13 protein-coding genes and 1 riboswitch are annotated in these 11,883 nt (G+C 72.6%); of the genes, 6 read left to right on the top strand and 7 right to left on the bottom strand.

The features are described 5' to 3' along the window. Both ACWCSD_RS35870 and ACWCSD_RS35865 read right to left on the bottom strand, forming a co-directional pair. A partial coding sequence (locus ACWCSD_RS35870; RefSeq protein ID WP_449921631.1) for a thiamine pyrophosphate-binding protein occupies positions 1-488 on the bottom strand: 488 nt, incomplete at its 3' end. Further along, positions 485-1,378 (bottom strand): o-succinylbenzoate synthase, encoded by an 894-nt coding sequence (locus ACWCSD_RS35865; protein ID WP_449921634.1) that lies wholly within the window; start codon positions 1,376-1,378, stop codon positions 485-487. The genes ACWCSD_RS35865 and ACWCSD_RS35870, both read right to left, overlap by 4 nt. An 82-nt stretch (positions 1,379-1,460) precedes the next feature. On the opposite strand from ACWCSD_RS35865, the gene ACWCSD_RS35860 reads away from it, so the two are divergent. The 3 genes from ACWCSD_RS35860 (at position 1,461) to ACWCSD_RS35850 (ending at position 4,511) form a co-directional block, all read left to right on the top strand. Further along, a complete protein-coding gene (locus ACWCSD_RS35860) occupies positions 1,461-2,606 on the top strand; it encodes an AMP-binding protein (protein ID WP_449921628.1) in 1,146 nt (381 codons plus the stop codon). Between the two features lie 46 nt (positions 2,607-2,652). Further along, positions 2,653-3,003, top strand: coding sequence for a hypothetical protein (locus ACWCSD_RS35855; RefSeq protein ID WP_449921625.1), 351 nt, complete (start codon positions 2,653-2,655; stop codon positions 3,001-3,003). Between the two features lie 170 nt (positions 3,004-3,173). Then, positions 3,174-4,511, top strand: a complete 1,338-nt coding sequence (locus ACWCSD_RS35850; protein ID WP_449921622.1) for an RNA polymerase sigma factor — start codon at positions 3,174-3,176, stop codon at positions 4,509-4,511. 146 nt (positions 4,512-4,657) lie between these two features. Here the strand turns inward: ACWCSD_RS35850 and ACWCSD_RS35845 are convergent, their stop codons facing one another. Next, positions 4,658-5,056, bottom strand: coding sequence for a hypothetical protein (locus tag ACWCSD_RS35845; protein ID WP_364337329.1), 399 nt, complete (start codon positions 5,054-5,056; stop codon positions 4,658-4,660). Positions 5,057-5,165: 109 nt separating this feature from the next. Here ACWCSD_RS35845 and ACWCSD_RS35840 point away from each other — a divergent pair, with 109 nt between their 5' ends. Then, entirely contained in the window at positions 5,166-5,726 is a 561-nt protein-coding gene (locus ACWCSD_RS35840) for a TetR/AcrR family transcriptional regulator C-terminal domain-containing protein (protein ID WP_358286538.1), read from the top strand. A 198-nt stretch (positions 5,727-5,924) separates the two neighbouring features. After that, a complete protein-coding gene (locus ACWCSD_RS35835) occupies positions 5,925-6,122 on the top strand; it encodes a DUF5999 family protein (protein ID WP_125637444.1) in 198 nt (65 codons plus the stop codon). On the opposite strand, the gene ACWCSD_RS35830 is transcribed toward ACWCSD_RS35835, so the two are convergent. Next, the gene (locus tag ACWCSD_RS35830) at positions 6,079-6,714 is read right to left on the bottom strand and encodes an alpha/beta hydrolase family protein (RefSeq protein WP_397156588.1); all 636 of its coding nucleotides are present in this window, start codon (positions 6,712-6,714) and stop codon (positions 6,079-6,081) included. The genes ACWCSD_RS35835 and ACWCSD_RS35830 overlap by 44 nt on opposite strands. An 82-nt stretch (positions 6,715-6,796) precedes the next feature. On the opposite strand from ACWCSD_RS35830, the gene ACWCSD_RS35825 reads away from it, so the two are divergent. Beyond that, the gene (locus ACWCSD_RS35825; RefSeq protein ID WP_358286534.1) at positions 6,797-7,153 is read left to right on the top strand and encodes a hypothetical protein; all 357 of its coding nucleotides are present in this window, start codon (positions 6,797-6,799) and stop codon (positions 7,151-7,153) included. Between the two features lie 15 nt (positions 7,154-7,168). On the opposite strand, the gene ACWCSD_RS35820 is transcribed toward ACWCSD_RS35825, so the two are convergent. The 3 genes from ACWCSD_RS35820 to ACWCSD_RS35810 all read right to left on the bottom strand — a co-directional run bounded on the left by ACWCSD_RS35820 (position 7,169) and on the right by ACWCSD_RS35810 (position 11,854). Next, the gene (locus ACWCSD_RS35820; RefSeq protein WP_364337333.1) at positions 7,169-7,969 is read right to left on the bottom strand and encodes a tetratricopeptide repeat protein; all 801 of its coding nucleotides are present in this window, start codon (positions 7,967-7,969) and stop codon (positions 7,169-7,171) included. A 127-nt stretch (positions 7,970-8,096) separates the two neighbouring features. After that, a complete protein-coding gene (gene gcvP, locus ACWCSD_RS35815) occupies positions 8,097-10,922 on the bottom strand; it encodes an aminomethyl-transferring glycine dehydrogenase (protein WP_449921612.1) in 2,826 nt (941 codons plus the stop codon). A 166-nt stretch (positions 10,923-11,088) separates the two neighbouring features. Next, a riboswitch (glycine riboswitch) is annotated at positions 11,089-11,185 on the bottom strand. A gap of 48 nt (positions 11,186-11,233) precedes the next feature. Further along, positions 11,234-11,854 (bottom strand): MerR family transcriptional regulator, encoded by a 621-nt coding sequence (locus ACWCSD_RS35810; protein ID WP_352325612.1) that lies wholly within the window; start codon positions 11,852-11,854, stop codon positions 11,234-11,236. Positions 11,855-11,883: the final 29 nt, after the last annotated feature.

The raw sequence follows: 11,883 nt of genomic DNA, 5'->3' as shown, positions 1-11,883 counted from the left end.
GGGTTGGCCGCCCCCGCGGCCCGCTGGTAGGCGCGGCAGGCCAGCGAGCGCCAGTAGGCGACCATGCCGGGACGGTCTTCCGGCACGCCGACCTCGGCGAACCAGCGGACGGCGGTGCCGTACAGCTTGACCTGGTCGATCGTCTGGTTGGCGCCGGTGCCGCGCAGCTCGGGCGGACGGTCGGCGGTCAGGACGAGCAGCGGCACGCCCGACTCGTCGGCCTCGATCACCGCCGGATGGAAGTTGGCCGCGGCCGTGCCGGAGGAGCAGATCAGCGCCACCGGCCGCTCGGAGCGCTTGGCCAGGCCGAGCGCCAGGAAGGAGGCCGAGCGCTCGTCGATGCGCACGTGCAGGCGCACCCGCGACTCGGCGTGCAGCGCCAGGGCGAGGGGGGCCGAGCGGGAGCCGGGGGCGAGCACCACGTCGGTCAGGCCACAGCGCACCAGCTCGTCGACGAGCACGGTGGCCAGCGCGGTTGCGGGGTTCAAAGCGACGCCTCCTGCATCCGGCCGAGCCACTGGGGAGATTCAATCTCAAATTCCGACAAATGCTGAAAATTCACCGAGGGGCGGCGCACCGGGAGCCATCCGTCCACGGGCACCAGCGAGTCGTCCACCACGTCGCCCGCCAGCAACGACATCGTGCCCAGCCCGCACGCGTACGGCAGCGACGGCAGCGCCGCCGCCAGCGCGACCCCCGCGGCCAGCCCCACCGACGTCTCCACGGCGCTGGAGACCACGGCGGGCAGCCCGCAGGCCTCCACCACCCGCAGCGCGGCGCGCACCCCGCCCAGCGGCTGCACCTTGACCACCGCGATGTCGGCCGCCTCGGCCGCCCGCACCTTCAGCGGGTCCTCGGCGCGCCGGATCGACTCGTCGGCCGCGATCGGCACGTCGACCGCCCTGCGCACCGCCGCCAGCTCCTCCAGGGTCGCGCACGGCTGCTCGGCGTACTCAAGACCGAACCGGTCGAGCCGCTTGAGCCGGGTGACGGCCTCGTCGACCTCCCAGGCGCCGTTGACGTCGACCCTCAGCCGCCCGGACGGCCCGAGGGCGTCACGCACCGCCTCCACCCGGGCCAGGTCGTCGGCGAACGTCTGGCCGCGCTCGGCCACCTTGACCTTCGCCGTGCCGCAGCCTGAGCGCCGCACCAGCTCGTGGGCCTGCTCGGCGTCGATCGCCGGGACGGTGGCGTTGACCGGGACGCGGTCGCGCACCGGCTCGGGCCAGCCGTCGAAGGCGGCCTCACGGGCGCACGCCAGCCAGCGGGCGCACTCGCGCGGACCGTACTCGGGGAAGGGGGAGAACTCGCCCCAGCCCGCCGGGCCGTGCAGCAGCACGCCCTCCCTGACGGTCTGCCCGCGAAACCGCGTCCGCATCGGAATCCGGAAGACCACGGGAGAACGCGTCACGACCCTACCCTGCACCTGTGTCCGACCTGTCGCCATTAACCTTACGAGCATGTGGAGGAACCCGTCGCATCCGGACCGTCCGCTGCATGCCATTGTGCAGCCTCCCGGCCCCGGCCTTTTCACCGCGATCCGCGACGCCCTCTCCGGCGACGGCCCGGCCGTCCTGCCGCTCCAGCCGGGCCACGAGCACCAGGCCCTCCAGGCTCTGCGGCCCACGCACGCCGGCGGCGAGCCGCGGCCCGGCGGCGAGGGCGTCCCCGGCGACGTGGCGGTCGTCATCGCCACCAGCGGCAGCACCGGCACGCCCAAGGGCGTGCAGCTGTCGGCCTCGGCCCTGCGCGCCTCGGCGTCGGCCTCGCTGAGCAGGATCGGGGCCGCCGAGGGCGACCGGTGGTTGTGCTGCCTGCCCGTCTCCCACGTCTCCGGCCTGCAGGTGCTGGTCCGCGCGCTGCTGTCGGGCAGCGAGCCGATCATCCACCCCTCCTTCGACGTGCGGGCCGTGCTGTCCTCCGGCGCCCACCACGTCTCCCTGGTGCCGACGCAGCTCCACCGGCTGGTCGAGACGGGCGCCGACCTGTCGGTGTTCCGCACGATCCTGCTCGGCGGCGCGGCGCCCAGGGCGGGGCTGGTCGAGCGGGCCGTGGAGCTCGGCGCCCGGGTCTTCACCACGTACGGGATGAGCGAGACGTGCGGCGGCTGCGTCTACGACGGCCGCCCCCTTTACGATGTAGATCTCAAAATCGGCGAGGACGGCCTGATCAGGATCGCCGGGCCCGTGCTCTTCTCCGGCTACCGCTTCGCCGGCCGGACCGCCTTCGACGGCGACTGGTTCGTCACCTCCGACCTCGGCGAGCTGAACGGCGGCCGGCTGCGCGTGCTCGGCCGGGCCGACGACGTCGTCAACACCGGCGGCGAGAAGGTCGTGGCCGCCGTGGTGAGCGCGGTGCTCGGCACGCATCCCGAGGTCGCCGACGTGGCCGTGGCCGGCCTGCCCGACCCGGAGTGGGGCGAGGCGGTCACGGCGTTCGTGGTGCCGGCCGACCCGGCCGCGCCGCCCACGCTGGCTGAGCTGCGCGCCTACTGCCGCGACCGGCTGCCCGCCCACGCCGCGCCGCGCGACCTGCGTCTCCTCCCCCGCCTGCCGCTGCTGCCCAACGGCAAGACCGATCTCGTACGGCTGCGGACAGGAACCTGACGCGGCGCGGCTGCGTCATAACGGGGAGAGAAGGAAGGGAGCCTTCATGAACCAGACCCGCAAGATGTGGGCGTCCGCGGCGGTCGTCGGCGTGATCGTCGTCGGCGGCGCGTCGGTCGCGGCGGCCGCCTCGGCGGGCAAGCTCGACGCGGTCGCCAGGGAGACCCGGGCCGTGGTCGACCAGAGGGCCGACCAGAAGGCCGACCGGAGCGCCGAGCAGACGTCGCCGACCGGCCGTCCGGTGCCCTCGCCCGGCGACACCGAGGGCGTCGTGGTCTCCACGGAGATCAATCCCGATCCACGCGAGGTCATCGACTACTGGACCGACAAGCGCATGGAAGAGGCCGAGCCGATGCCCATGCCGGAGGGGACCGGAAGCTTCGAGGTGGCGGAGTAGTTCCCGCCTTCCGGGGGTGGCGCGCCCTCTGGGCGTTCCGCCCCTTTTTCATCCCTCCGGGAACAAATAGCGGTGGATGGCGTTATTGATACTGGTGCGCCGTGCGGAGTGACCACCGCCCCACCACAACCTGCCTGATCGCTTCGACTCCGTACGGAGGAGGTGTCCTCATGCCCAGAACCGCCGTGGCGACCCCACCCGCGACTCTCGACCAGCTCATTGAACGAGGGCGAGCCCAGGGTCACCTTTCTCTGGCGGAGCTGCGCGACGCGTTCGCCGAGGCCGGCATCAGCCCCTCTGAAGGCCGCACGATTCTGCGCGAGCTCTCGGAGGCCGGTGTGAGCCTGGCTGCCGAGAACGAGCCGTCGCTGGCCAAGACCGCCGCCAAGAAGACCACCCAGAAGACCGCGAACCAGAGCGCCCCCAAGCCGAGGAAGGCTTCCGGGGCAAAGGCTACCGGCCGCACGGCCGCCGAGGCAAAAAGCCCGGTGGACGGCAAGCCGGAGCACGAGGAGGACGTGGCCCCCGACGACCTCGAACTCACGGCCGAGGACGCCGAGATCGAGACCGAGGCCATGGACCTGGACGACAACCAGTCCGTGATGGGCGACTCGGTGCACACGTACCTGAAGTCGATCGGCCGCCGTACCCTGCTCACCGCCGCCCAGGAGGTCGAGCTGGCCCGCCGGATCGAGGCCGGCCTGTACGCCGAATACAAGCTGGAGACCCACCCCGACGTGCCGCCGTCCGTGCGCGACGACCTGCACCTGGTCATCGAGGACGGCCGGCAGGCCAAGGACCACATGCTGGAGGCCAACCTGCGCCTGGTGGTCTCGGTGGCCAAGAAGTACACCGACCGCGGCATGTCCCTGCTGGACGTCGTCCAGGAGGGCAACCTGGGGCTGATCAGGGCCGTGGAGAAGTTCGACTACACCAAGGGCTTCAAGTTCTCCACCTACGCCATGTGGTGGATCCGGCAGGCCATCCAGCGCGGCTTCGCCGACTCCGCCCGGACGATCCGGCTGCCCGTCCACGTGCTGGAGATGCTCTCCAAGCTGTCGCGGGTCGAGCGGGACATGCACCAGAGGCTGGGCCGCGAGCCCACGCCCGAGGAGCTGGCCGTCGAGCTGGACAAGACGCCGGACCAGATCGAGGAGCTGCTGCGCACCAGCCGCCAGCCGATCTCGCTCAACGCGACCATCGGCGAGGACGGCGAGACCACGATCGGCGACCTCATCGAGGACGTCGACTCGCCGGAGGCGTCGGAGATCGTCGACCGCCAGCTGCTGGGCGACCAGCTGCGCGGCGTGCTCGACAACCTCTCGCCGCGCGAGGCGAAGATCATGGCCCTGCGGTTCGGCCTGGTGGACGGCAAGCCGCACACCCTGGACGAGATCGGCAAGCACCTCGGCCTGACCCGCGAGCGCATCCGCCAGCTGGAGAAGGAGTCGCTGTCGAAGCTGCGCCACCCGAGCAACACCCGCCCGCTGCTCGACTGGGCCAGCTGACCCGCACCGCCCCGGCCGTCGCCGTCAGGACCTGACCGCGACGGCCCAGGAACGCGACCCCCGGCCGTCAGGACCTGACGGTCACGGGCCTGGAACACACGAAGAGCCCCGGCGCGCACGGCGCCGGGGCTTTCGTGTGCCTCCGGTCAGACGGTGGCGGGCACCGGCCGGGGCACGCGCGGGATGCCCCACATGCGGTTCTCCTCGCGCAGCGTGCGCAGCCGGTCGACCTCGGCCGTCCACATGGCCCCGCGGGGGGTGGCCTTGGCCTTGCGGCGCGCGATGCGGTCGTCGTACGAGCGCACGCCGAACGTGGCCCGCTGCCCGGCCTCGGCGGCCCGCAGCGCCTCGGTCAGCGCGACGTCGAACGCCCGGCCCGCCGCCAGCAGCTCGATCTCGTCGGCCGCGGCCGCACGCAGGTCGCGCACGATCTGCTCGGCCTGCCTGGCCTTGTCAAGCAGCTGCGGGAAGCCCTTGGAGATCTCCTGGTCCGCGTGGTAGCGAACCTCGGCCTCCCGGCTCACCCGCGGACGGAAAAACGCCATCGACCCTGCCCTTCACGCAGTCTTTGCTGTTCAACCCACAAGGGTACGCCGTCCGACACCGCCCCCGAACACCGGGCGACGGACGGGGCCGCCCAGTAAGATGATCACCATGCCCGCAAAGAGACCTCCCGTCCCACTCTCCCGCGAGCGCATCATCGAGGCCGCACTCCACATCGCCGACAGCCAGGGGCTGCGCCGGCTCACCATGCGCCGGCTGGGCGACGCCCTGGAGGTGGAGGCCATGGCCATCTACCACCACCTGCCCCGCGGCAAGGAGGCGCTGATGGACGCGTTGGCCGAGCACGTCACGTCCGTGCACGTGGAGCAGGCGGCCACGTGGCAGGAGACGGCCAGGGCGTGGTGCCGGGCGGGCCGGGAGCTGCTGCGCGAGCATCCGGGCGTGCTCGCGCTGGCCCTGACCAAGCCGCCCAAGGGCGCCACCGCCGTCGCCATCAGGGAGCAGACCGAGCAGCTCGCCGACGGCGGCCTGAACGACGCCCCCGAGGCCGTGCGCGCGCTGCGGGCGTTCGTGTTCGGCAGCGTGGCGGTCGAAGTCCAGCAATCCGGATGGGCTGACCCGGAAGTCGATGAATGGGTCAGGCGGGACGAAAGGGCGGATGTGGACTTCGAAAGAGGACTCGACGCTTTGCTCAAGGGGTTGCAAACGTAGTGCGCGTGTCGCGCTTGGCCCGTTATCCTGCATAAGGCACGCTGTGTCGAAGGTCACACGACCGGGGGATCCTCCTGTAACAGTCCGAACGGGCTATGTCGGACCGTGTGACACACGTCGCACACTTGCCAGAACAACAAACCCGAGCCGCTCCCGTCCCTCTCCCGGGAGCACCCACGAGATATCGGAGGCACGCCGATGTGCCCGCACGACCCGGCCTGTCCGTCTGCCGAGGCGCCGGACCGCGAGGCAGCACGCACCCTCGCATGCCACCCCGAGCAGGGGTGGAGCCTTCTCTGCAACGGCGTCGTCCTGTTCGAGGACACCGGGGAGCTGCTGCCCAGCGGCACCGTCATCGCGCCGCACCGGCCCGACCCCCTGGTGGGCGCCGCCTGACGGCGGCGTAGCCGCCGATCCACCGGGCCACGACCTCGCCCACCCGGGCGGGGTCCCGCTTCAGGTCGTGGCCCTCGCCCGGCAGCACGACCAGCCGGGCGCAGTCCGCGGGATCCGGCACTCCGAACGGATCCCGGTCCCCGTTGACCACCAGCACGTCGACCCCGGCCCCGCGCAGCTCCTCGGCCCTGGAACGCTCCGGCCTGCCGGGCGGGTGCAGCGGGAAGGCCAGCGCCACCACCGCCGCCGCGCCCACCGCCGAGGCCGTACGGCAGGCCACCCGGGCGCCGTTGCTCCGGCCGCCCTGCACCAGCGGCAGCCCCGGCCACCCGGCGCGCAGCTCGCCCAGCACCGCCTCCCACGCCTCGTCCTGCCGGGCGGCCGAGCCCGGCGCCCGCGCCCCCGCGACCCGGAACGCCTGCGACACCCTGGCCACGGTCGCCCCCACCCCGAGCGCGGCGTCACGGACGGCCAGCAGGTCCGGCGCGTCCACTCCCCCGGCCGAGCCGTGGGTCAGCACCAGCAGCAGCCGGGGCTCGGCCGCCTCGTCGACCTGCACCAGCGCCGGCCCCCGCGGAGTCATGATCTCCATGGCAGCACCGTACCTGGGGAGGATCCGCCATTGGCCCCCAGGGCTGATGACGGCGCGCCGGACAGCCGGGATGATGGCTTGCATGCCAGAGATGCGCCCCATCCGGGATGACCTGCAGGCCACTCTCGACGCCCGCCGCGACCTCGGCCCCGACTACGAGGCCGCGCTCGTCGAGTCCTTCGTCGAACGGCTCGACGCCACCATCGCCGCCCGCGTCCAGGCGGAGCTGAGCGGCCACGGCCTTCCCCCGGCCAAGCCCAGGCAGCGGCAGAACAACGGCGCGGCGATGATCCCCGTCGCGCTGGGCTCGATGGGCCTCGGCATCCCGCTGACCGCCATCGCGTCCGGCAATTCGGGGCTGGTCGGCCTGACGATCACGTGGCTGGCGATCGTCGCGATCAACGTGGCCGCCGCCGTGGCCATCATGCGCCGCGGCTGAGCCGCCGCACGGCACTCAGGTGTCGCGGTGGAAGCGCAGCCGGACCTCGGCGGCCATGGTCTGGTCCTCGTGTTCGAGGCCGTAGGTCCACACCTGGCCGGCGTCCTCGGTGCGGCCGCGCAGCGGCAGCGTGCGCGCCAGCAGCTCGATGGCCAGCGCGCCCGTCTGGGGGTCGGCCCCGCTCTCGACGGCCTCGGCGAACTCGGCGCAGGCCAGTTCCAGGTGCGCGATGCCGAGCAGCACCCGCAGCCCCGGCAGCTCCCGCGCCGGGGCGAACTCCAGCGCGTCCAGCAGCAGCCCGGCGGCCTCCCCCGGGTCGCCGTACTCCAGCAGCGTCTCGGCGAGCTGGCGGGCCGCGTGCGCGGCGGCCTCGGCGTCGCCTGAGTCGAGGCTCGCGTCGAGGGCGGAGCGCAGCTCCTTGCCGGCCTCCTGCGGGCTGCCGGCCAGCCGGGCCAGCGCGAGGTGCGCCAGCGGGACGTAGGCCGGTGTGCCGACGCCGAGCACCGCCTGCCAGGCGGCCCTGGCCTGGTCGTCGCGGCCCTCGCGCTCGAAACCCTGGGCCAGGTGGCAGGCGGCCTGGGCGGCGTACTCGGGATGGCCGGTGGCCAGCGCGGTGCGGGCCGCGGCGCGGGCGGCCTCGGTGTCGCCGCGCTCGTCGAGCACCACGGCCAGCCCCACGGCCGCCTGGGCCCGGTCGGGGCTGTCGGGGTCGGCGACCAGCTCGGTCAGGATCGCCGCCGCACCCTCCAGGTCGCCGCCCTCGGCCAGGCGGCGGGCGGTGTCGAGAGGCGGGGTCTCCAGCTCTGAGAACGTCAAGAGAGCTCCTTCAGGCGACGGATCGCACCGAGCCTAACGGCTCGTCGCGATCATGTCTGCTCACTTGACGGTGCAGGACTGGGCCAGATCCGGCGCGGGCCCCCGGGCGGGGACCCGCGTGGGCGGATCAGTCCTCGTACGCCTCCAGCGGCGGGCAGGAGCACACCAGGTTGCGGTCGCCGTACGCCTGGTCGATGCGGCGCACCGGCACCCAGTACTTGCCCTCGCGCAGCGAGGCCACCGGGTAGGCCGCCTCGGTCCGCGAGTACGGGTGGGCCCACTCGTCGGCGGTGACCGACTCGGCCGTGTGCGGCGCGTTGCGCAGCGGGTTGTCGGTCTTGTCGTAGTCGCCGGAGGCCACCTTGGCGATCTCGCCGCGGATGGCGATCATGGCGTCCACGAACCGGTCGAGCTCGTCCAGGTCCTCGCTCTCGGTCGGCTCGATCATCAGCGTCCCGGCCACCGGGAACGACATGGTCGGCGCGTGGAAGCCGTAGTCGATCAGGCGCTTGGCCACGTCGTCGACGGTGGCGCCGGTCTCCTTGGTGATCTGGCGCAGGTCCACGATGCACTCGTGGGCCACCAGGCCGCCGCGGCCGGTGTAGAGCACCGGGTAGTGCGGGGCCAGCCGCCGGGCCAGGTAGTTGGCCGACAGGATGGCCTGCTCGGTGGCCGCCGTGAGGCCCTCGGAGCCCATCATCCGCACGTACGCCCACGAGATCGGCAGGATGCCCGCCGAGCCGTACGGGGCGGCCGAGACCGGGCCGACCGGGCCGCCGTCGCGCAGCGGGTGGCCGGGCAGATAGGCCGCCAGGTGGCCGCGGACCGCGACCGGGCCGACGCCGGGGCCGCCGCCGCCGTGCGGGATGCAGAACGTCTTGTGCAGGTTGAGGTGGGACACGTCGGCGCCGAACTCGCCCGGCTTGGCCAGGCCCACCAGGGCGTTGAGGTTGGCGCCGTCGACGTAGACCTGGCCGCCGGCCTCGTGCACCTTGGCGCAGACCTCGGTGATCGACTCCTCGTACACGCCGTGCGTGGACGGGTACGTCACCATGATCGCGGCGAGCTTGTCGCGGTGCTTGGCGATCTTGGCGTCGAGGTCGGCCAGGTCGATGTTGCCGTCGTTGTCGCAGGCCACGACGACGACCCGCATGCCCGCCATGACGGCGCTGGCCGCGTTCGTGCCGTGGGCCGAGGACGGGATCAGGCACACGTCCCGCTCGGTGTCGCCGTTGGCCTGGTGGTAGGCGCGGATGGCCAGCAGGCCGGCGAACTCGCCCTGGGAGCCGGCGTTCGGCTGGATGGAGACCGCGTCGTAGCCGGTCACCTCGGCCAGCCAGCCCTCCAGCGTGCCGATGAGCTCCCGGTAGCCCTCGGTCTGGGCCTCCGGCGCGTACGGGTGCACGCCGGCGAACTCCGGCCAGGTGATCGGCTCCATCTCGGTGGTCGCGTTCAGCTTCATCGTGCACGAGCCGAGCGGGATCATCGAACGGTCGAGCGCGATGTCCTTGTCCTGGAGCCTGCGCAGGTAGCGCAGCATCGCGGTCTCGGAGCGGTGGCTGTGGAAGACGGGGTGGGTCAGGTAGTCCGACTCGCGCAGCAGTTCGGCCGGCAGCGCGTCGGCCTCCAGCGCCACGTCCTCGCGCTCGACGCCGAAGGCGGCCCACACCTTGACCAGCTCGGCCGCGCCGGTCTTCTCGTCGCAGGCGATCGAGACGTGGTCGTCGCCGGCCTGCCACAGGTTGACGCCCCGCTCGGCGGCGGCGGCCACCACCTCGGCGGCCCTGCCGGGCACCCGGACGAGCACGGTGTCGAAGAACTCGCCGTGCACGACCTCCAGGCCGGCCTCGCGCAGCCCGCCGGCCAGCGCGACGGCGTGCCGGTGCACGCGGTGCGCGATCCGGCGCAGGCCCTCGGGGCCGTGGTAGACGGCGTACATGCCGGCGATCACGGCCAGCAGGACCTGGGCGGTGCAGATGTTGCTGGTGGCCTTCTCGCGGCGGATGTGCTGCTCGCGGGTCTGCAGGGCCAGCCGGTAGGCGGGGTCGCCGTCGACGTCGACCGACACGCCGACCAGCCGGCCGGGCATCTGCCGCTGCAGGCCCTCGCGTACGGACATGTAGGCCGCGTGCGGCCCGCCGAACCCGAAGGAGACGCCGAAGCGCTGGGAGGAGCCGATGGCGATGTCGGCGCCCAGCTCGCCGGGGGCGGCCACCAGCGTGAGGGCCAGCAGGTCGGCGGCGGCCACGACGAGCGCGCCGGCCTCGTGCGCCCTGGCGGCCACGTCGCGGAAGTCGCGCAGGCGGCCCGAGGCGCCCGGGTACTGGACGAGCACGCCGAAGCACTCGGGCAGCTCGCCGTCGAGGTCGTGCTCGACCAGCGTGATGCCGAGCGGCTCGGCGCGGGTGGCCAGCACGGCCTTGGTCTGGGGCAGCGTGTCGGCGTCGACCACGAACACATCGCTCTTGGACCTGCCGGCCCGGCGGGCCAGCGTCATGGCCTCGGCCGCGGCGGTGGCCTCGTCCAGCAGGGAGGCGCCGGCGACGTCGAGGCCGGTCAGGTCGGAGACGACCGTCTGGAAGTTCAGCAGCGCCTCCAGGCGGCCCTGCGAGATCTCCGGCTGGTACGGCGTGTAGGCGGTGTACCAGCCCGGGTTCTCCAGCAGGTTGCGCCGGATGACGGCGGGCGTGACGGTGTCGTAGTAGCCCAGGCCGATCATGGAGGTCAGCACCCGGTTGCGGGAGGCCAGCTCGCGCAGCTCGGCGATGGCCTCGGTCTCGCTCGCGGCGGCCGGCAGCTTGAGCCGGTCCTTGACCCTGATGGCCTCGGGCACGGCCACGGCCACCAGATCGCCGACGGACTCGAAGCCCACGGCCTCGAGCATGCGCTGCTGCTCGGACTCCGATGGGCCGATGTGCCTGGACGAGAACGGCGGAGCGGACAGGTCGGTCATGGAGGTTGCCTCCCGAGGCTTGGAGACCGGCGCCAGGGCGCGGGCGAGTGCCGGATCTCCCCCTCTGTCATCGCGACGTCATCGCGACCTGAGAGCTTCACCCCACCGTGGGGCTTGCACCGTCGGTGAGGTGCGCCTGGCGGGCGCACCTGCTTTCCAGAGTTGCCTCACCCGAGCGGTACGGGATGCCTGAGAGATTCCGGGGAGGGTTGCTCCTTCGGCGCCCCAGGACCGCAGCCCAGGGACTCTCCCGCACGGGGTCATCAGCCTTACTCTGTCCTAGATTACTACGGTGTGTTCAGCGGTTCAGCTCACCCCGTGCGGCGTGCGCGACGCCGCTTGGCGAGCTCGTCAGCGGGATGGTCGGCCGGGACGGTGTCCTCGACCGCCGCCCGTTCCCCCGGCAGCTCCGCGAGGGAGCCCTCGACCTCTCGCCAGACCCGGCCGAGCGCGATGCCGAACACGCCCTGGCCTCCCTGGAGGAGATCGATCACCTCGTCGGCCGAGGTGCACTCGTAGACGCTGACACCGTCGCTCATGAGCGTGATCTGCGCGAGGTCGGCGACCCCGCGGTCACGCAGATGCTGCACCGCGGTGCGGATCTGCTGCAACGACACCCCGGTGTCGAGCAGCCGCTTGACGACCTTGAGCACCAGGATGTCGCGGAAGCTGTAGAGCCGCTGCGAGCCCGAGCCGTGCGCGGCTCTTATCGTGGGCTCGACCAGGCCCGTGCGCGCCCAGTAGTCGAGCTGCCTGTAGGTGATGCCGGCTGCCGAGCAGGCTGTGGGCCCGCGGTATCCGATGTCGTCGGGCACCGTCGCGGGCTGCTCGTCGAAGAGCAGTCCCTGCTCTCCGGCACGCTGCCGCGCGCTCTCGCGCCGCACCGGATCTTCCTGGCCGGCCGTCTTTCCCTCGCCGCTGCTGACCGCCACGCGGACCTCCGGCTTTCTCTCATCCCATG

The sequence above is a fragment of the Nonomuraea sp. NPDC001684 genome (assembly GCF_053596515.1).
Note: the sequence above shows the minus strand (reverse complement) of the source record. Positions and strands in the feature narration are given on the sequence as shown.

Bases quoted from the DNA above. Each gene is read 5' to 3' on its own strand.
- ACWCSD_RS35830 (WP_397156588.1), bottom strand. From the start codon at position 6,714: ATGGAGATCATGACTCCGCGGGGGCCGGCGCTGGTGCAGGTCGACGAG.
- ACWCSD_RS35825 (WP_358286534.1), top strand. From the start codon at position 6,797: ATGCCAGAGATGCGCCCCATCCGGGATGACCTGCAGGCCACTCTCGAC.
- ACWCSD_RS35835 (WP_125637444.1), top strand. From the start codon at position 5,925: ATGTGCCCGCACGACCCGGCCTGTCCGTCTGCCGAGGCGCCGGACCGC.
- gcvP (WP_449921612.1), bottom strand. From the start codon at position 10,922: ATGACCGACCTGTCCGCTCCGCCGTTCTCGTCCAGGCACATCGGCCCA.
- ACWCSD_RS35860 (WP_449921628.1), top strand. From the start codon at position 1,461: ATGTGGAGGAACCCGTCGCATCCGGACCGTCCGCTGCATGCCATTGTG.
- ACWCSD_RS35865 (WP_449921634.1), bottom strand. From the start codon at position 1,378: ATGCGGACGCGGTTTCGCGGGCAGACCGTCAGGGAGGGCGTGCTGCTG.
- ACWCSD_RS35850 (WP_449921622.1), top strand. From the start codon at position 3,174: ATGCCCAGAACCGCCGTGGCGACCCCACCCGCGACTCTCGACCAGCTC.
- ACWCSD_RS35840 (WP_358286538.1), top strand. From the start codon at position 5,166: ATGCCCGCAAAGAGACCTCCCGTCCCACTCTCCCGCGAGCGCATCATC.
- ACWCSD_RS35855 (WP_449921625.1), top strand. From the start codon at position 2,653: ATGAACCAGACCCGCAAGATGTGGGCGTCCGCGGCGGTCGTCGGCGTG.
- ACWCSD_RS35845 (WP_364337329.1), bottom strand. From the start codon at position 5,056: ATGGCGTTTTTCCGTCCGCGGGTGAGCCGGGAGGCCGAGGTTCGCTAC.